The organism is Sorangium sp. So ce1504 (assembly GCF_051521635.1).
Lineage (GTDB): Bacteria > Myxococcota_A > Polyangia > Polyangiales > Polyangiaceae > Sorangium > Sorangium cellulosum_B.
Genome location: NZ_CP150365.1, coordinates 10,943,357 through 10,962,027, shown reverse-complemented (window position 1 = coordinate 10,962,027; position 18,671 = coordinate 10,943,357). Strand labels below are relative to the sequence as shown.

Genomic DNA, 18,671 nt, shown 5'->3' with positions numbered 1-18,671 from the left:
CCGACCGGGCTTGGTCAACACCGATGGGGGAGGCCTCGGTGAGCTGACCGGTCCGCGACGCGGTACCAGGGTGCGCGGGCGTTGGTTTGTGAGCCAGGTTGCTCGATGTCGGTCTCGTGGGTCTCTTCACCCGGCGAGATCGGCTGGGATGGCGTGGCCGTGGGCTTGCCCGGCTTGGGCGGCGCGGCGGTGGGCTTGCGCTGGCGCACCTTGCGGCTCGCGAGGCCGAGGCGGATGAGGTAACCGCGCTTCTTGATGACGGCGCGGGCCGTGGTCGACCACTCGTCGAACCAGGCGCGCAGCTTCACGAGCGCTTCGCGCCAGCGCGCGGTCTCCGGGAGCTCGGCCTGCTCGGGGAGAGGGGATGTCGGGCCGAGCGCGACGTCGACGAGCCCCTGGAGGCGCTTGCGCTCAGCCTTGTCGAGGCTGCGAGTCGCGAGGAAAGCGACTGCCTTCTTGTCGCTCTGCTTCGTTCCGGCGCGGCCCGGGTCGGTGCCATTCTCGAGGGCATCGAGCCTCGCGAGGAAGGTGGCCACTCCCTGGACGGCGGCGGTGCCGGTGGAGGGCGCGAGGTCCTTGAAGACATAAGCGTTCACATCGGGGAAGCGCCGGCGGAGCGCGGCGCCATGACGGGTGAAGTTGGGCTCGTCCCACTGATCGAGCTCCCCCGTCGCGGCGCGCTGCGCCCTGGCATCGTCGGTATCGGGCGGTGCGCCGATCTTGCGGGGAGCGGCGAGGACATCGAGGAGCAGAGTGCGGCCCTCCACGATATCGTCATCGGTCATCCCCGCCCCGGCCATCGACGTGCGAATCGCGGCGACAGCGCCGAGCCCCGTCAAGAACTTGGTGACGCGCTCCGGCGTGGTCTCGAGGACTTCGTCCGAATAATCCATGCTGAGTTCCTCCCCGCCGACTGGGGGATCCAGAAGGCGGCAATGAGAGCAGAAGCTACAATGGGTGTTTCGACGGTCGGAAGAGGATTGTTGCGCGGGCGGGCGTGAGAGACCGTTGGTTTTTTTGCTCTATCGGTCCGGTGCGATCGGCGCTCCGTGTGCCTGGCGGCCCTGGGGGCAACCGCGGACTCCGTCGGACGCGCGGGCGGACGCCCGGGAAAACCCTCACGGCGCGAAGCACGCGCGGCGTTCTGCCATGGGGGAGCTCGGCGATGGTTAGTGCGCTGAGGACGGATGAACGGCGTTCGGGGCCCTACACGGCCGAACGATGCCCCACCGCGTTGGTGTGGACGCTTGCAGCAGGCGGACGTGCGGGCGCGCGAACCGGAGCCCGGCCGATACGCGCAGCAGCGGGTTGCCCGGAGCGACAGGACGGCGACCGCGCTGCTCGGCGGCGTCGCTCTGCGGAGGCAGGCGCTCCTGGCGACGCAGGGCGATAAGAGCACCTAACAAAGCCAGTCTGGACGTAACTGAGGCCGATCAGGCAGACGGAGAGCATGAGGAACCCACGGTGAATGTCGGCTCGCCGCTCGTAGCGTACGGTCAGGCGCCGGAAGCGACGCAGCCATGCGATCGTCCGTTCGACGACCCATCGATAACGGCCGAGCTTCTCCGAGGACTCGATACCCTTGCGAGCAATGCGGGGTACGATGTGGCGCAGATGGCAAGCCAAGCGCAGGGCCGGGTCGTCGTATGCCTTGTCAGCGTGCAGCTTCTTGGGGCGGCGCCACGGTCGGCCGCAAGGACGCGCGAGCGGCGTCACCGCGTCCACCATGGGGGTGAACATCTTCGATGTCATGGACGTTGGCCGGCGTCATCTCGACGGCGAGCGGAATGCCGCTCTGATCGACCAAGAGGTGATATTTCGAGCCCGCCCGGGCACGATCTGTGGGGTTCGTGCCGGTCTCTTGGCCCCCTTTTTGCCGGAACCAAGGAGGCATCCAGCGCAGCACGATTCCAGTTGATTTTGTCGGCCCCGCCGAGTTCATCAAGCAATGCCTCGTGGAGCCGACCCCACACCCCAGCCTGCTGCCAATCGCGCAATCTGCGCCAGCACGTCATTCCGCTGCAGCCGAGCTCTTGCGGTAGATGTTCCCAAGGGATCCCTGTCTTGAGCACAAATACGATCCCCGTCAGGGCGGTACGATCAGGCGTACGCGGCCGGCCTCCCTGCGGCTTCGGCTCCGTTTTCGGCAATAGAGGTTCGACTCGCTCCCAGAGCTCGTCCGGCACCAACAGCTTGCCCACGCTGTATTCTGCAGCACGTTCCTCATCGCTCAAGCGAGCGGACAAACGAGCGGCGTCAGCGGGGTAATGTCAGGCGCTGTTAGCCCTGGGGATACAGGCCCCGCCTGCGTGCTGCCGCGTAAATACGCCTGCCCGAACTTCGACGAAGAGCTGAACACCAAGATTGAGTGAGAGCAAGATGGCCAAGGTCAAATTCGTGGAGCTCCACCTCGTCAGGGCGCACCAGGTCGTCGTCCCGCTGGCTCGCTTCGTCCTCGGGTCGGAGGGCCCCCCCGTGCAGATCGTGAAGCTCCACCCGAATTGCATGAACGCGGTGGGCGACATCCTCGAGCAAGGGCTGCCTAGCTACGAGCGCGTCTACAACCTCGAGGATGGGCTCGATTTCCTGAAGGCCTTGCGGCGAACCTATCGCTCCCTTCGGTACTACGCGACCGAGGTCGCCGAGATGGACGAAGAGGAGGCGCTCCGTGGCTGCGAGGACGGCGAGGGGTAACGCGCGCGGGCCCACCGCGTCCGCCTCAACGCATGATCGACGCCAGAGCCCGGCGGCTGCGGGCGCTCGTCCCTGTGGGATGCTTGTCGTGAGGAGGGGACGATGGCGACGGACATGGCGACGACACAGGTGAGCGAGGCGCCGCGGCAGGTGTGGGTCCGCTGGCAGCGCGAGCATGCGGACATGGGCCTGACCGCAGCGCAAGTGGGCGCGGCGGTGGGCCGCACCGACCGGGCCATGTTGTTGCTGAACATCGTCGTTGATGCCGATGTAACGACCTGTCTGTCTCGCTGGCGAACCTCATCGGAGCTCACTCGCCGTCGTTCTTCACGGAGTCGGTGCGCGCGGCGCCTCGCATGCGCCGGCCCAGCGCCCACGCCGCGCCCACTTTCCGCGCCGCTCTCGCAACGCCGTCCGAGCGCAGCGCGGACCCGGGGAGGCGCGGTAGCCTCGCCCGCTACGCACACCACCTGAAGGAAGTCAACCCACACGCCCCCACGCCGCCGCCGTCCGCAGGCGACGTCGCGCAGGTCCGTCCCGCACCGCCGCGCCACCACCCTCCGCGCCGTCCGCTCGAACCCTCGCCGAGCGGCGCGTGGTAGCTTCACCCGCGCCCGCACGAGGCCGTGCGGCCACCCGTCATCGAGGAGACCATGAAGCGAGAGAAGCGACTGACCAAGCGCGAGCGGAAGGCGCTCGCGCCCGCGCGCCCGGCGCAGCCCCACGAGCACAAGCACATCCACTGCGTCGCCTGCGGCAAGCACCTCGATCCGGAGGAGTTCCTGGCGCAAGGGTCGGCGACCTGGATCCAGTGCCTGCACAAGTCGCGCTTCGCCACCTGCACCGAGTGCGTCGAGATCTCGAAGCGCCTCCTCGCCGAGCACGACCGCACCGGACAGCCAGTTCAGTCCGCTCAGGCATGGCACTGAGCGATCGACACCAGCCGACGCGCCTGCGCGGCCTCACCTGAGCACGCCTGCGCGGCCTCACCTGAGCACGCCCGGACGGCCTCGCCTGAGCACGCCCGCAACGCAGGCGGGCGCCCTGGACAGGTCGTCCCAGAAACCAACTCCCCATCTCCCCCGCTCTCCCGGAAACGGAAACGCACCGAGGACGGCCAATCGCTGGAACGCACGGGTTGCCGGTAGTCCAGAGGACGCTGCCGCGTCCGCTCCACATGCGCCGTCCCTCATCCGGATGCGCCAGCCCTCATTCCGGGTGCGCCGCCCCTCATCGCAGCTTCCGCTCACACCACACACACGCGCTGGCCCGTGCGGTATCCCACGTGCGCCACCTCTCATTGCAGCTGTCGCTCGGTGTCGCACACCCGCGCTGGTCCGCCCGGCGTCCCGCGGCGCCCCGCCGCGCCCCGCCGATCAGCGCGCGCCCTCGGCGGCGACGCGTAACCTTGCTCGCTCTCCCGCGCGGCCGTCCACCCCGGATACGCTTGCGCTCGGGGCCCTTTCCGTCAATGGTTTGCGCCCCATTCATCTCTCTCGGAGGATCTGCATGACGAAACCAATCCGCCGCGCGGGCGTCATCGGCGCGGGCGTCATGGGCAGCGGCATCGCCGCCCACTTCGCGAACGCCGGCATCGAGGTCCTGCTCCTCGATATCGTGCCCCCGAACCTCACCGACGCCGAAAAGAAGGACCCGGCCGCCCGCAGCAGGTTCGCCGCAGGCGGGCTCGAGAAGGCCCTCAAGGCCAGGCCCGCCGCGTTCTTCCACCCGTCGAACGCCCGCCTCGTGCGCACCGGCAACACCGAAGACCACTTCGCCGAGCTCGCCCAATGCGATCTCGTTATCGAGGCGATCATCGAGAAGATCGAGCCGAAGCGCGCCCTCTTCGCGCGGCTCGAAGAGGTCTTGCGGCCTGACGCGATCGTGGCGTCGAATACGTCCGGGCTGCGCATCGAGGAGATGATGCAAGGGCGCTCCGCGGACTTCCGCAAGCGATTCCTCGTCATGCACTTCTTCAACCCGGTCCGGTACATGAAGCTCCTCGAGCTCGTCCTCGGGCCCGACACCGATCCCGCCGTCGTCGCCCGCGTGCGGAAGCTCGGCGAGGACGTGCTCGGAAAGGGCCTCGTCTTCGGCAAGGACACCCCGAACTTCGTCGGCAATCGCATCGGCACCCACGCGATGCTGACCGCCATCCACCTCATGGTCGAGGAAGGCCTCGCGCCGGAGGACGTCGACGCCATCACCGGCGTCGCCATGGCCCACCCGAAGAGCGCGAGCTTCAGGACAGGCGATATCGTCGGGCTCGACACCTTCGCCCACGTCGCCGACAACTGTTACTCGGCGCTCGAGCGCGACGAGGACCGCGACGTCTTCAAGATGCCCGCCTACGTCAGGAAGATGATCGAGGCGAAGCTGCTCGGAGACAAGACCAAGGGCGGCTCCTACCGCAAGGGCAAGGAAGGCCTGGAGACGTTCGACCCGGTGAAGCTCGAGTACCGCCCGCACGGCGGCGACGAGGCCATCAAGAAGGCCACGAGGTCGTGCGAGAAGATCGAGGATCCCGCCGCGCGCGTGAAGAAGCTCGCCAGCGACCCCGGCAAGGCGGGGCAGTTCGCCTGGAAGGTGCTCTCCCGCTCGCTCGCGTACACGGCGCGGCGCGTCGGCGAGATCGCCGACAGCATCGTGGCGATCGATGACGCCATGCGCTGGGGGTACAACTGGGAGCTCGGGCCGTTCCAGACCTGGGACGCGCTCGGCTTCGCCGAGACCGTCGAGCGCATGCAGAAGGACGGCATCAAGCTGCCCGAGTCGATCCTCCGCATGAAGCAGAGCGGCGCGACGTCGTTCTACCGCGCCGATGGAGCGGTGTTCGATCTGCTCAAGGGGCAGTACGTCGCCCAGAAGGTCGATCCGCGCAACGTGACGCTGGCCGGCGCGCGCGCGACCGCGAGGGGCGCGAAGGCCGTGCTCGCCAACGACGGCGCAGAGGCCTGGGACCTCGGCGACGGCGTGCTCGGCGTCACCTTCAAGACCAAGGCGAACAGCCTCGATCCGGACTCGATCGGGATGCTCTCGCTCGCCGCCGAGAAGGCCGAGCAGGACTTCCGCGCGCTCGTGGTCGTGAACCAGGGCGAGCACTTCTGCGTCGGCGCCAACCTGTTCCTCGTGGCCATGGCCGCGGGCAACAAGGATTGGGACGCGATCCGCAAGATGGTGAAGGCGTACCAGGACGCGACCCAGCGGCTGAAGTACGCGAGCGTGCCGGTCGTGGCCGCGCCCTACGGGATGACCCTCGGCGGCGGCCTCGAGCTCTGCTTCGCCTGCGACGCGGTGCAGGCCGCGGCCGAGACGTACGCGGGGCTCGTCGAGGTCGGCGTCGGCCTGATCCCGGGCGGCGCGGGGACGCTCAACATGCTCTGGCGCGCGCTGGAGGGGATCCCCGAGGGCGTGACGGTGCCGACGTACGACATCGTGACGCAGGTCTTCAAGAACATCGCCCTCGCCAAGGTGGCGACCAGCGCGGACGAGGCGAAGGCGCTCGGCTTCTTCCGCAAGACGGACGGCGTCTCGTTCGACAGGGCCCGCCAGCTGTACGAGGCGAAGGCGCGCGCGATCGGGCTGGCCGAGGCCGGGTACCACGCGCCCGTGCCGCGCGCCTACAAGCTGCCGGGCGAGAGCGGGATCGCGACGCTGCAGATGATGATCGACACGCTCGTCGCCGGCGGCCACGCCAGCGAGCACGACGCGAAGATCGCGCGCAAGCTCGCCGAGGTGCTCTGCGGCGGCGCTGGCGGCGGGGCGCGCGAGGTGACCGAGGACGAGATCCTCGAGCTCGAGCGCGAGGCGTTCGTCAGCCTGTGCGGCGAGCCCAAGAGCGCCGAGCGAATGCAGTACATGCTGATGAACAACAAGCCCCTCCGGAACTAGGTGAACGCCATGGTCGACGTCGTAATTGCAGAGGCCGTCCGCTCGGCCGTTGGCCGGGCCCACAAAGGGTCGCTCGCGCTGAAGCGCCCCGACGAGCTCGCCGGCGAGGTCGTCGCCGCGCTGCTCCAGCGCGTCCCCCAGGTGAAGCCGGAGGACGTCGAGGACCTCGTCCTCGGCTGCGCCATGCCGGAAGGCGAGCAGGGGCTCAACATCGCGCGCGTCGTCTCGCTCCTCGGCGGGATGGCGCAGGAAGGGTCCGCGATCACCATCAACCGCTTCTGCTCGAGCGGGCTCCAGGCGATCGCGAGCGCGGCGGGCAGCATCGCGATGGGATCGCTCGACATCGCCGTCGCCGGCGGCGTCGAGTCGATGACGATGGTGCCGATGACCGGCAACAAGCTGAGCGCGTCGCCGGAGGCGATGGAGCGGTGTCCGACGGTGTACACGCCGATGGGCATCACCGCGGAGAACGTGGCGAACCGCTTCCAGGTGAGCCGCGCCGACCAGGACGCGTTCGCGCTGAAGAGCCACCAGAAGGCGGCGGCGGCGCGCGCGGCCGGGCGCTTCGAGGACGAGATCGTCACCGTGAAGGGGGTGCGCTTCGAGAACGGCAAGCGCGCGACCTTCGACTTCCGCACCGACGAGCTGATCCGCAAGGAGACGACGGCGGAGGCGCTCGCGGGGCTGAAGCCGGCGTTCTCGGCGAAGGGGAGCGTCACGCCGGGCAACAGCTCGCCGCTGTCGGACGGCGCCGCCGCGGCGCTCGTGATGAGCAAGGCGAAGGCGGACGCGCTCGGGGTGAAGCCGCTCGGGTACTTCCGGGCGTTCGTGACCGTCGGCGTCGACCCCGCCATCATGGGCATCGGCCCGGTGCCCGCGGTGCGCAAGCTGCTCGCGAGGACGGGGCTGAAGATGGCCGACATCGACCTCTTCGAGGTCAACGAGGCGTTCGCCTCGCAGGCCGTCTACGTGCAGCGGACGCTCGAGATCCCCGAGGAGAAGCTCAACGTGAACGGCGGCGCGATCGCGCTCGGCCACCCGCTCGGGTGCACCGGCGCGAAGCTCACCGCGACCGCCCTCTACGAGCTGCGCCGGCGCGGCGGCCGGTACGCCGTCGTGACGATGTGCATCGGCGGCGGCATGGGCGCGGCCGGCCTCATCGAGCTGGCCGGCGCGACCGCGCGCGCCTGACCCCGCCGCGCCGATCCCGCCTCTCCCGTCCCGTCGCGTCGATCCCGTCGACATCGCGCCCCGCCGCGGCCCGAGCCTCGCGCTCCGGCTTTCCCGCGGCGGGGCGATGGCCTATAGAGCGCCCATGCCGAGCCACTTGACGACCTTTCAGGGGTCGATCCCCGAGGCCCTGAAGCGGGCCATCGAAGAGAAGATCGAGGGCTCCACCGCCGAGGTGACCGGCGGCGGGGGCCACTTCAACCTGGTCGTGACCTCGCCGGTGTTCGCCGGCAAGAGCATGCTGGAGAGCCAGCGGCTGGTCTACGGGGCGATCGCCCACCTCATGGCCGGCGACCAGGCGCCCGTCCACGCGATCGACAGCCTAAAAACCCGGACACCCTGAGCGGGGGCGCCCCCGCTCAGGGCGTGGATCAGCGGTGGGAGGCGGGGCGTCGGTCGCCCTCGTCGTGGCAGGTGCTGCTGCAGCCGTCGCCGTCGGTGGTGTTGCCGTCGTCGCACTCCTCCGGGCCCGCCTCGATGCTGTCGCCGCAGATGGGGGCGCAGGCGCTGGGCTCGCCGGTGCACTGGTAGCCGTGATCGACGTCGCAATCGGGGCTGCAGCCGTCGCCGTCGACGGTGTTGCCGTCGTCGCAGCCCTCGTTGCCGATGAGCAGGCCGTCGCCGCAGAGCGGGCCGCAGGCGCTGGGCTCGCCGTTGCACTCGTAGCCCGCCTCGAGCACGCAGACGGCGTTGCAGCCGTCCTCGTTCCGGACGTTGCCGTCGTCGCAGGCCTCGGCGCCCCGCACCAGGCGGTCGCCGCACATCGTCGACGCGGCGCTCGACCCGCTCGTGCTCGATCCGGACCCGCCGCCACCGCCGTCGCCGTCGCTCGCGCCTTCCCGTTCGCACGCGAGCAGCGCCGTGGCCGCGATCACCACGGCCGCCCAGTCCATCTCGTCAACAGCATGTGTTCCTCAAGGAGCGAGGTCCGCGAGCGACGGGGGCCTCCCCTCGACCCTCGAGCGCGCGTCGAGCACCTGTTGCCCCAACCTTCCACGGAATACTCCGCTCCGATCGTCCGGACAACTTCGCCCTACCCGGACGTCCCGGTGTTCGGCCGCGCGGCCCGCCGGCGCGCATCAGCGCGCATCAACTCATGATTCCGGCAGATCACGGGCCCTCGCGCGGGAGCGCCGGGCGCGCGCCGCTCCCGGGCTGAGCGCCCGGCGCCGGGCGCGCGGCGGGTCGCGTGGCACGTCCAAACGGGCGCCGCGATCGCTCGCGCCGCGAGCTGGCCGCGTCGTCTGTTTGACACCGGAATTCGCGCGGTGGTACGTGGCGCCGGGCGCCCCACGCGCTCGCCCGATAGCGACCTCACACGACCCCGAGGACCCTCCCATGACGCCTCGTTCCCCGTTGCTCCCCGCCGAACCGCTCCCAGGCGCTCCTGGGGCGAACGACGCCCGGCTCCCGGCCCAGGCGCGCCCCGGCCGAGCCTCCCGCCTGGGCGCCGGGCTGCTCTCCTTCGTCCTCGGCGCCGCGATGACCGCCGCCACCGCGGGCGACGCCGCGGCCCAGACGCGCACGGGAGACGGCGCCAACGGCGACGGCATGGACCTGCACCTGTTCCGGCCGGCGGTCGACTCCAAGGGGCTCTTCTCCGTCAACGGGGCGGACATCCTCGGCGCGAACGACATCAGCCTGGGGCTCGTGCTCGATTACGGGCACAACATCCTGCCGCTCACCGAGAACGACCGGGGAACGGAGGTGATGCTCAATCACGCGTTCCAGGGGACGTTCCAGTTCGACTACGGCATCGCCAACTTCCTGGTCGTCGGGCTCTCGGTCCCGGTGGTGCTCAACGGGGGCAAGCCGGTCGACGACATCGGCCCGGGCGGCAGCGCCAACTACAACGACGACTCGCTCGACGCGCAGGCGCTCGGCAACCTGGCCGTCCACGCGAAGGCGCGCATTCTCCGCCCCGATCAGGACGTGATCGGGCTCGCGGTGATCGCCCAGGCCGGGATCGGCGTCGGCGGGAGCCAGGACTTCGCGTCGGATCCGGGGTTCTTCTTCTGGCCGCAGCTCGTCCTTGAGAAGCGGCTCGGCACGACCAACCCGTTCCGGATCGCGGCGAACGTCGGCTACCGCGGCCACGCCGGGAAGAACCCGGTGTTCGGCCTGCGCCAGGACGGCGCGACCTTCCAGCTCGAGCACGGGGACCTCGAGTACTCCGACCTGATCACCGCCGGGGCCGGCATGAGCTACCGCGTCCTCACGCCGCTCGACCTCGTGGTCGAGACCTACCTGACCCAGCAGGTCGGCGGCGGCGACAGCGCCGAGCAGAAGCTGTCGGCCGAGGCGATCGGGGGCATCAAGCTCTTCATCGAGCGGAACAGCTTCCTCATGCTCGGCTTCGGGGTCGGGTACGTCCCCGGGTTCCAGGCCGCGGCGCAGCGCGGGACCATCGGGTTCGTCTTCGAGCCGTCCATCGGCGATCGGGACGGCGACGGCATCAAGGACGATCAGGACGACTGCCCCGACGAGCCCGAGGACTACGACGGCTTCCAGGACACGAAGGCGGACTCGCCCCCCGGGAAGTACGGCTGCCCGGATCCGGACAACGACGAGGACGGCATCCTCGACGTCGACGACCGCTGCCCGAACAACCCGGAGGACCGCGACGGCGACGAGGACGACGACGGGTGCCCGGAGGGGAGCGACGGCGATCGCGACGGCGACGGCATCCTCGACTCGCGCGACAAGTGCCCGGACGACCCGGAGGACCGCGACGGCTTCCAGGACAAGGACGGCTGCCCGGATCCGGACAACGACAAGGACGGCATCCCCGACAAGTCCGATCAGTGCCCGAACGACCCCGAGGACAGGGACGACTTCGAGGACGAGGACGGGTGCCCGGAGCCCGACAACGACAGGGACGGCATCCCGGACGTGGCCGACAAGTGCCCGAACGATCCGGAGACGTTCAACGGCCTCGAGGACGAGGACGGGTGCCCGGACAAGGGCAGCGTCGTGATCGAGGAGAACAACATCGTCATCCTCGAGAAGATCCAGTTCGCGACCGGCAGCGCCGAGATCCTCCCGGAGTCGTTCGGCATCGTGCAGGCGGTGGCCGAGACGCTGAAGCACCACCCGGAGTTCACGATGATCGAGGTGCAGGGGCACGCCGACGAGCGCTCGGCCGACGCGTACAACCTCAAGCTGACCCAGGCCCGCGCGGACGCGGTCGCCGCGGCGCTCGCGCAGCGCGGCGTCAACAAGAACAGCGTTCGCTCGATGGGCTACGGCGAGTACTGCCCGATCGATCCGGCCCACAACGCGGCCGCCTGGGAGAAGAACCGGCGCGTCGAGTTCAAGGTCGTGCGGACCGACAAGGGGCCGACCAACGTGGAGCTCGGCTGCGCCCTCGCCCGCTCCAAGGGCGTCAACCCGCCGCCGCCCTGAGCGGAACTGCGGCGCCGCCGATCTGGACAGGACCGGTCGGGCCGGGAGAGAGTGAGCCCATGAAGGCCCGCGCCAGGCGCTCCGCCGCCACCACGCTCGCCGCCGCGGCGCTCGCCATGATGGCGAGCGGCTGCATCAACACCGACGCGGCCGTGTTCGTCGAGCCGTCCATCGCGGCGCCCGAGGCGACCGTCTCGGCGAATGCGCTCGGGCCCGGCCTGACCGCGAGCTTCGCGCTGGAGCTGCACCTGGGCGCGCGGGCCAGCGGGCCCAGCCGCGTCGCGGTGCGCACCTTCGCGATCACGAGCGCCGATCAGAAGACCTCGATCGTCGAGCCGCTCCCCGTCGAGACCACGGCGGCGCTGCCGGTCGAGGTCGCTCCGGACAGCGACGTCGCCGTGGCGTTCACCGTCGATACCGGCGCTCAGGGCGGGACGCTCCCAGCCGACGCCGCGGCGGCGCTCTGCGCCGCGGAGGGGATCCGCATCACGGGCGCGATCGAGGACTCGCTGGAAGACGGGGCGACGCCGGTCGCTTCCGCGGTGTTCCACGCGGACTGCCCGTGATGCGGCGCACGCCCGCCGCCCCGGCGCGTTCGCCGGCATTGCCTGGCGTCGCCGCGCGCGCGCCGCGCTAAAATGCCGGCCATGGCGCCTCGAGAGATCACCCCCCCTCCGGAGACCGCGGCGGACCGAGCGGTCGGGTCCCCGGAAAACGCCGACGCGCTCCGCTCCACGAACGGCGGGGGCGGAGAGGGGCTCGCGCTCGACGAGGCAGGGCTCGCGGCGCTCCGGCGCGCGGTGGCCGCGTGGCGCGCGGGCCCGGTCGCCGAGGCGTCGGCGCGCTTCCCGCCGCGGAGCGAGCGCTTCACCACGTGGAGCGGCATCGACGTCCCCGACCTCGCGACCCCGGCCGACGCGCCGGTCGACCACGCGGCGGATCTCGGGCTGCCCGGGGAGTACCCGTTCACGCGGGGCGTCCAGCCGACGATGTACCGCGGCAGGCTCTGGACCATGCGGATGTTCGCGGGCTTCGGCACGCCGGAGCAGACGAACGCGCGGTTCAAGTACCTTCTCGCAGAGGGCCAGACGGGCCTGTCGACCGCCTTCGATTTCCCGACCCTCATGGGCTACGACTCCGACTCTCCGCGGTCGCTCGGCGAGGTGGGGATGTGCGGTGTCGCGGTCGACACGCTCCGCGACATGGAGGTGCTCTTCGACGGCATCCCGCTCGACCAGGTGACGACGTCGATGACCATCAACGGCCCCGCCGCCGTGCTGCTCGCGTTCTATATCGCGCTCGCCGACAAGCGCGGGATCCCGCGGAGCCGCATCGGCGGCACCGTGCAGAACGACTGCCTCAAGGAGTTCATCGCCCAGCACGCCTGGCTCGTCCCGCCGCGCCCGGCGATGCGCGTCGTGACCGACATGATCGAGTTCTGCGCGCGCGAGGTGCCGCGGTGGAACTCGGTGTCGATCAGCGGCTACCACATCCGCGAGGCGGGCTCGACCGCCGCGCAGGAGCTCGCGTTCACGCTCGCGGACGGGCTCGCCTACGTCGAGAGCTGCGTCGCGCGCGGCCTCGACGTCGACGCCTTCGCGCCACGCCTGTCGTTCTTCTTCGACGTCCACAGCGACTTCTTCGAGGAGATCGCGAAGTTCCGCGCCGCGCGCCGCATGTGGGCGCGGTTCCTCAAGGTGCGGTACGGGGCGAAGAAGGCCGAGAGCATGAAGCTCCGGACGCACGCGCAGACGGCCGGCGTGTCGCTGACGGCGCAGCAGCCGTACAACAACGTGGTCCGCGTCTCGCTCCAGGCGCTCGCCGCCGTGCTCGGCGGCACCCAGTCGCTCCACACGAACTCGCTCGACGAGACGTACGCGCTCCCGACCGAGGAGAGCGTGACCATCGCCCTCCGGACCCAGCAGATCATCGCCCACGAGAGCGGGGTCGCGAACACCATCGATCCCCTCGGCGGGAGCTATTATGTGGAGTGGCTCACGGACCGCCTGGAAAAGGAGGCCCTCGAGTACATCCAGCGGATCGACGAGATGGGCGGGATGGTGGCCGCCATCGAGAAGGGGTATCCGCAGCGCGAGATCGCCGCATCGGCCTACAGGTTTCAGCGAGAGCTGGAATCGAACGAGCGGATCACTGTGGGCGTCAACCGCTACGCCGCCGTGGGCGAGAAGACGATCCCCCTCCTCCGGATCGACGAGGGGGTGCAGCGCGTTCAGTGCGAGAACCTGGCCCGGGTCAAGGCCCAGCGCGATCAGGACCGGGTGCGGCGCGCCCTGGCCGACGTGAGGAGCGCCGCGCGCGGCCGTGACAACCTGATGCCGCCCCTCATCGCGGCGGCCAGCGCGTACGCGACCGAGCAGGAGATCTGCGACGTGCTGCGCGACGTCCTGGGGACCTACAGCGATCCGGCCGAGTTCTGAGCGCGCGGGAACGCGCGGGATGAAAGCGAGCGCGCGCGCGGCTTGCTGCGGTGCGCCGCGGCCCCGGCGTGCGCATCCGATCAGGTCGCGGGCGGCGCGGTGGCCGGGGAATCCCTCGATTCGTCAGGTTGACACTTCTCTACCTCGGCCGGTAGAGTGCGCCGGCGTCAGGTCGCCGCAGTCGCGGCTCATCCGTGGCGCCGCCGTACGGTCTGCTGTTGTCGCTGCGCTGCGGCGCTGCGAGCTGTCGGTCGAGTGAGAGGATCGTCGTGGGCGACCGAGGTCGCCGCGTAGGGAGCAAGCTTATGAAGAGTCGATCCATGTCGCGCCGCATTTTTGCCCTTTCGGCGCTCGTCCTATCCGTCGGCGCCACGGCGGCCTGCGACAACAAGGGGTCCGAGTCCGGTGGCACGGCGCCCGCGGGCTCGGCCGGGGCTGCAGCCGGTCCCGCTGCGAAGGGCGATGCGAAGGGCGGCGCGAAGTTCGTCACCATCTCCAGGGAGCAGCAGGCGTCCTGGGTACGCAACTTCAACCCCCTTCTCGGCGAGGGGGCCACGCGCTTCCCCACCGTCGCGGGCATCTACGAGCCCATGATCGTGTACAACACGATGAAGGGCGAGTACGTCCCGTGGCTCGCCACGAAGTACGAGTGGAGCGACGCGAACAAGAAGCTCACCTTCACGACCCGCCCCGAAGTCAAGTGGTCTGACGGACAACCCTTCTCGGCGAAGGACGTCGCGTTCACGTTCGGGCTCCTCAAGAAGTTCCCGGCGCTCGATCTCACGGGCGTGTGGAAGCTCGTCGAGTCGGTCGAGGCCAAGAGCGACAGCACGGTCGAGTTCATCTTCAAGGAGGCGTTCGTCCCCGGCCTCACCTACATCGGCCATCAGCCGATCGTGCCGGAGCACAAGTGGAAGGACGTGGCCGACCCGGTCACGTTCACGAACGAGAACCCGGTCGCGACGGGGCCCTTCACCGAGGTGAAGACCTTCCAGAACCAGATCTACGAGCTCGGCAAGAACCCGAACTACTGGCAGAAGGGCAAGCCGGCGGTCGAGGGGCTCCGCTTCCCGGCGTACCCGGGCAACGACCAGGCGAACCTGGCGCTCATCAACGGCGAGGTCGACTGGGCCGGCAACTTCGTGCCCGACATCGACAAGACCTACGTCGCCAAGGACCCGGAGAACAACCACTACTGGTTCCCGCTCGTCGGCGGCACCGTGACGCTCTACCCGAACGCCACGAAGAAGCCGTTCAACGACATCAAGCTGCGCAAGGCCATCAGCATGGCCATCGACCGCGCCCAGATCGCGAAGGTCGCGGTCAACGGCTACACGGTCGGCGCGGACGGGACCGGGCTCGACGACGCCTACGGGCGCTGGCGCAGCGACAAGGCCGCCGCGGCCGGCGACTGGACGACCTTCGACGTGGCCAAGGCGAACGCCCTCCTCGACGAGGCCGGCTACGCCAAGGGCGCCGACGGCATCCGCGCGAAGGACGGCAAGCCGCTGAAGTTCGACATCAACGTCGTGACCGGCTGGTCCGACTGGGTGCGCGCGGTCCAGATCACCACGCAGAGCCTGAAGGCCGTCGGCATCGAGGCCACGCTGAAGACGTACGACTTCAGCGCGTTCTTCGAGGCGCTCCAGAAGGGCACGTTCGACATGTCGATGGGCTGGACCAACACCGAGCCCACGCCGTTCAACTACTACCGCGATCTCATGGCCCCGGAGTTCGTGAAGGCCGTCGGCGAGGTCTCGAACCGCAACTGGCACCGCTTCTCCGCCAAGGAGGCCGAGCCGCTGTTCAAGAAGTTCGCGGCCGCGACGGATCCGGCGGAGCAGAAGAGCATCGTCGAGGAGCTGCAGATGATCTACGCCACGCAGGTGCCGGTCATCCCGCTGTTCAAGAACCCGTCCTGGGGCGAGTACAGCACGAAGCGCTTCGTCGGGTGGCCCAGCAAGGAGAACCCGTACGCGAAGCTGTCGCCGAACAACTCGCCGGATTACCTGCTCGTCCTGACCGAGATCAAGCCGAAGTGACGGCTCCTGCGCTGCGCGCCGGGCGTCCGGCGCGCAGCGTGTGTGTTCTCGCCTAGCAGCGTTTCTCTCTCTTTTCTCTCCGACTCAGCACAAACCTTGGCCGCCGGCGGCGCCGGTGCGAAGATCGCGCTGCATGCTCCCCTCGGGCGTCCAGATTGCGCGCTTCGCTGCGCTCCTCTCCGGAGTCTTCCTCGCCGCCTGCGGCGGCAACCAGCACGCTGGCGCCGCGGCGTTCTGGGAGGGCGACACCGTCGATCCCGCCGCGCCGGCGGATCAGGCGGGCGCGAAGAAGAAGGCGCCGCGCAGGGCTTTCGGCGCGTCCGACGATTTCGGCGGCGCCCCGTCGACGCCCGAGGAGCGGGCGCCCTCGTCGTGGGTGGGCGTGCGGCACGATCTCTCGCTCGCGCGCGCCGACTCGCGCAAGGAGCGCTGCAGCTGCCTGGCCGTGGAGGTGGGGGAAGCGCGCGATCCCAGGTTCCAGTGGGCCGCCGGCGCGCCGGAGACCTCGGCCAATACGCTGGCCATCGCGCTGAGCGCGCGCGGGGTGCCCTGCCCGGGCGGCGCTCCCGACGAGGAGAGCCGGCGACCCTCGATCTCGGCGGTCGATCAGGAGGGGAACGATATCGTCATCGAGGTCGAGGAGCTGCCCACAGGACGGCCGCTCGCGACGGGCGCCGTGATCCCGAGGCCCGCTCCGGGCGGGGCGATCTACGTGAAGGGGCGCAGCGCGAAGATCCCGTATGCGCGCGCCGCGGGCGGCGCGCGCTGCAAGGTCTACTGAGCGCCTGCGCTGCAGGGACAGGCGCTGAGCCGGGCCGAGGGGCTCACTGGGGAGCGCCGGCGCAGATCCAGTCGTTGATCTTCTTGATGCTGGCCTCGGGAAGGGCCATGCCCGAGGCCGGGGGCGGCATGCGCGTGTCGTCGCCGCAGAGGCCGGTGCCGCGCACCTTGTTGATGATGTAGCTCTCGCTCGGCTTGCCCGGCACGACGAGCATCTTGCCGGCGCATTCCGTGCTGTCCCCGTCGACGAGCTCGCCATGGGCCGCGTTCGCGCGGAGATCGAGGCCGGCGGCCGCGGGGCCGGCGTTGCCGTGGCACCCCGCGCAGTTCGTCGTCAGGATCGGCCGCACGTCAGCGAAGGTCGCGGTGTCCGCGCCGCAGAGGGGGTCGCTGGGAGCGGAGCCGCCTTCGCCGCCGGTGCCAGCGCCGCCGGTGCCGCCACCCTGGCCGCCCGTGCCGACATCCGCGCCGCCGGTGCCGCCTTGGCCGCCGGTACCGACATCCGAGCCGCCGGTGCCGCCGCCCTGGCCGTCGGTCCCGCCGGTGCCGCCGCCCTGGCCCGCGCTGCTGCTGCTGCTGGTGCTGCTGCTGGTCGAGCTGCTGGCGCTGGTGCTGGTGCTGGTGTCGGTCTCGCCACCATCGTCAGAGCAGGCAGCCGCCGAGAACCCGATGGTCAGACAGAGGACCAGTTGAAGTGCAGTTTTCTGAGAAAGCATGTGAGGACCTCTTTGACGCTGTGTTCGCGCGGCGAGCGCCGCGCTGTCGATTCGCGGAGGACCCTAGATGGCCTTGTGCGCAGCCACAACGCATTTCAAGAAAATGAAATTGGTTATCGTTATCGCGAGCCCGCGACACTGCAATGCAATGATAGAGCTGTACAGGGGGTTGGTTCGCCGCGTCTACGCGGAGAGCGCCTTCGAGGAGAGCAGCTCTCCGGGATCGCGCTCGGCCAGGTCCTCGAAGCGCGGGAGGTCGGCGAGGCGGCGCGTCGTCGTGGCGGAGGTCTCGGGGTCGCGCTGGAACGCGATCGCGCGGCTGAGGCCCTGCTTCGACACCCCCCTGAGCAGCGCGGGCGAGTGCGTCGTCGCCACGATCTGGCAGACGGAGGGCCGCGCCGCCCCCTCGAGGAGCTGCGCGAGCACCGCGGCGCGCTCGGGGTGCAAGCCGGCGTCCGGGTCCTCCACGAGGAGGAGCGACCCCTCCGGCGCGGTGAGCACGCCGGCGATCTTGCCGAGCGCGCGCAGCGCGCCGTCCGGGAGGCTCGGCGCCGGGACGCGGGCGCCGCCCTTCTCGACGAGCACCATCATGACGTCGCCGAGGCCCGTCTCGGCGAACTCGATATCTTCGATCTCGGGCGCGAAGATCGAGCGCACCCAGCCGAGCACATCGGCCTTGTGCTCGGCCTCCTGGCAGAGCCAGCGGAGCACGGCGGAGAGGTTCTGCCCGCCGGCGCCGAGGTTCTCTATCTCGTGCGGCACATAACCCCTCATCCGCGAAGGATCGATGTCGAGCGACAGCGCGCTCCGCATCGCGACCTGGAGCGCGTTGCAGAGCGCGATGACGTCCGCGAGGCTCACGTCCTCGCCGCGCCCGCGGTGGTGCTCTATCTGGCCGAGCAGGCTGCGCCGGGCGGGGTTGCGATCCATGGATGCGATCCGCATCGAGCGGCCCTTCTTCGACGCCGCCTTCATCGCTCCGCCCGAGGCGAACCCCTCGAGCCCCTTCAGCGCCGACGCCGGCGTGTCGAAGAGCGGGCCCCCGGCCGACTTCGCCTCGAGCGACTCGTGCTCCACGATCACGTCAGGCTCGACCTGACACGTGATCTTGTGTGTGAGCTCCTCCTTCCCGATCGCCCATCGGCTCTCGATGGTGAACGATTTGGCGCCCCTGTGCGTGGCCCCTTGCGTGCCGCCGCGCAGGCCCGGCCACACCTCGCGCCTGCCGTCGACGCGACCGCGGAAGATGTCGCACAGGGGTAGATCCAGCCCGACGCCCTGCAGGAAGCGCAGGGCGTCGAGGAAGTTGCTCTTCCCGGAGCCGTTGGCCCCGAGCAGCAGCGTGAAGGGGGACAGCTCCACCGTTTGATCGGCGAAGCTCTTGAAGTTCCTGAGTCGGATGGATGTCAGCATGCCTGGCCGCTCGCAGCCATCATGTGACCAGGCAGTCGGCCGGATGTAAAGCGCCGGCCGAC

At 69.9% G+C, this 18,671-nt stretch carries 14 protein-coding genes and 1 pseudogene; 10 read left to right on the top strand and 5 right to left on the bottom strand.

Features of this window, described 5'->3' with window-relative positions; all coding sequences use genetic code 11:
• Positions 1 to 14: 14 nt before the first annotated feature.
• Entirely contained in the window at positions 15 to 893 is an 879-nt protein-coding gene (locus tag WMF39_RS41265) for a hypothetical protein (protein ID WP_437741922.1), read from the bottom strand.
• A gap of 538 nt (positions 894 to 1,431) precedes the next feature.
• Positions 1,432 to 2,201 (bottom strand): annotated as a pseudogene (locus WMF39_RS41260) (IS5 family transposase); the annotation flags it as partial.
• Between the two features lie 178 nt (positions 2,202 to 2,379).
• On the opposite strand from WMF39_RS41260, the gene WMF39_RS41255 reads away from it, so the two are divergent.
• The 5 genes from WMF39_RS41255 (at position 2,380) to WMF39_RS41235 (ending at position 8,158) form a co-directional block, all read left to right on the top strand.
• Positions 2,380 to 2,694, top strand: a complete 315-nt coding sequence (locus WMF39_RS41255) for a hypothetical protein (RefSeq protein WP_437741921.1) — start codon at positions 2,380 to 2,382, stop codon at positions 2,692 to 2,694.
• A gap of 653 nt (positions 2,695 to 3,347) precedes the next feature.
• The gene (locus tag WMF39_RS41250) at positions 3,348 to 3,623 is read left to right on the top strand and encodes a hypothetical protein (protein WP_012240164.1); all 276 of its coding nucleotides are present in this window, start codon (positions 3,348 to 3,350) and stop codon (positions 3,621 to 3,623) included.
• A 580-nt stretch (positions 3,624 to 4,203) separates the two neighbouring features.
• Positions 4,204 to 6,585 carry a 3-hydroxyacyl-CoA dehydrogenase/enoyl-CoA hydratase family protein gene (locus WMF39_RS41245; protein WP_437741920.1) on the top strand — a complete coding sequence of 794 codons (2,382 nt, stop codon included), beginning with the start codon at positions 4,204 to 4,206 and terminating at the stop codon, positions 6,583 to 6,585.
• Positions 6,586 to 6,594: 9 nt separating this feature from the next.
• A complete protein-coding gene (locus tag WMF39_RS41240; protein ID WP_437295392.1) occupies positions 6,595 to 7,776 on the top strand; it encodes a thiolase family protein in 1,182 nt (393 codons plus the stop codon).
• A 124-nt stretch (positions 7,777 to 7,900) separates the two neighbouring features.
• Positions 7,901 to 8,158 carry a BolA/IbaG family iron-sulfur metabolism protein gene (locus WMF39_RS41235; protein ID WP_437277255.1) on the top strand — a complete coding sequence of 86 codons (258 nt, stop codon included), beginning with the start codon at positions 7,901 to 7,903 and terminating at the stop codon, positions 8,156 to 8,158.
• Between the two features lie 28 nt (positions 8,159 to 8,186).
• Here WMF39_RS41235 and WMF39_RS41230 read toward each other — a convergent pair whose 3' ends face one another.
• A complete protein-coding gene (locus WMF39_RS41230; RefSeq protein ID WP_437741919.1) occupies positions 8,187 to 8,708 on the bottom strand; it encodes a DUF4215 domain-containing protein in 522 nt (173 codons plus the stop codon).
• A gap of 445 nt (positions 8,709 to 9,153) precedes the next feature.
• On the opposite strand from WMF39_RS41230, the gene WMF39_RS41225 reads away from it, so the two are divergent.
• From WMF39_RS41225 to WMF39_RS41205, 5 genes are all read left to right on the top strand, one after another.
• Positions 9,154 to 11,220, top strand: a complete 2,067-nt coding sequence (locus WMF39_RS41225) for an OmpA family protein (RefSeq protein WP_437741918.1) — start codon at positions 9,154 to 9,156, stop codon at positions 11,218 to 11,220.
• 59 nt (positions 11,221 to 11,279) lie between these two features.
• On the top strand, positions 11,280 to 11,786 hold the full coding sequence (locus tag WMF39_RS41220) for a hypothetical protein (RefSeq protein WP_437741917.1): 507 nt from the start codon (positions 11,280 to 11,282) through the stop codon (positions 11,784 to 11,786).
• 81 nt (positions 11,787 to 11,867) lie between these two features.
• On the top strand, positions 11,868 to 13,658 hold the full coding sequence (locus WMF39_RS41215; RefSeq protein ID WP_437741916.1) for an acyl-CoA mutase large subunit family protein: 1,791 nt from the start codon (positions 11,868 to 11,870) through the stop codon (positions 13,656 to 13,658).
• A 305-nt stretch (positions 13,659 to 13,963) separates the two neighbouring features.
• A complete protein-coding gene (locus tag WMF39_RS41210; RefSeq protein ID WP_437741915.1) occupies positions 13,964 to 15,700 on the top strand; it encodes an ABC transporter substrate-binding protein in 1,737 nt (578 codons plus the stop codon).
• Positions 15,701 to 15,833: 133 nt separating this feature from the next.
• Positions 15,834 to 16,481, top strand: coding sequence for a hypothetical protein (locus WMF39_RS41205; RefSeq protein WP_437741914.1), 648 nt, complete (start codon positions 15,834 to 15,836; stop codon positions 16,479 to 16,481).
• A 43-nt stretch (positions 16,482 to 16,524) separates the two neighbouring features.
• Here WMF39_RS41205 and WMF39_RS41200 read toward each other — a convergent pair whose 3' ends face one another.
• Both WMF39_RS41200 and WMF39_RS41195 read right to left on the bottom strand, forming a co-directional pair.
• Positions 16,525 to 17,196 (bottom strand): c-type cytochrome domain-containing protein, encoded by a 672-nt coding sequence (locus WMF39_RS41200; RefSeq protein WP_437741913.1) that lies wholly within the window; start codon positions 17,194 to 17,196, stop codon positions 16,525 to 16,527.
• Between the two features lie 183 nt (positions 17,197 to 17,379).
• The gene (locus WMF39_RS41195; RefSeq protein WP_437741912.1) at positions 17,380 to 18,609 is read right to left on the bottom strand and encodes an AAA family ATPase; all 1,230 of its coding nucleotides are present in this window, start codon (positions 18,607 to 18,609) and stop codon (positions 17,380 to 17,382) included.
• Positions 18,610 to 18,671 lie beyond the last annotated feature (62 nt).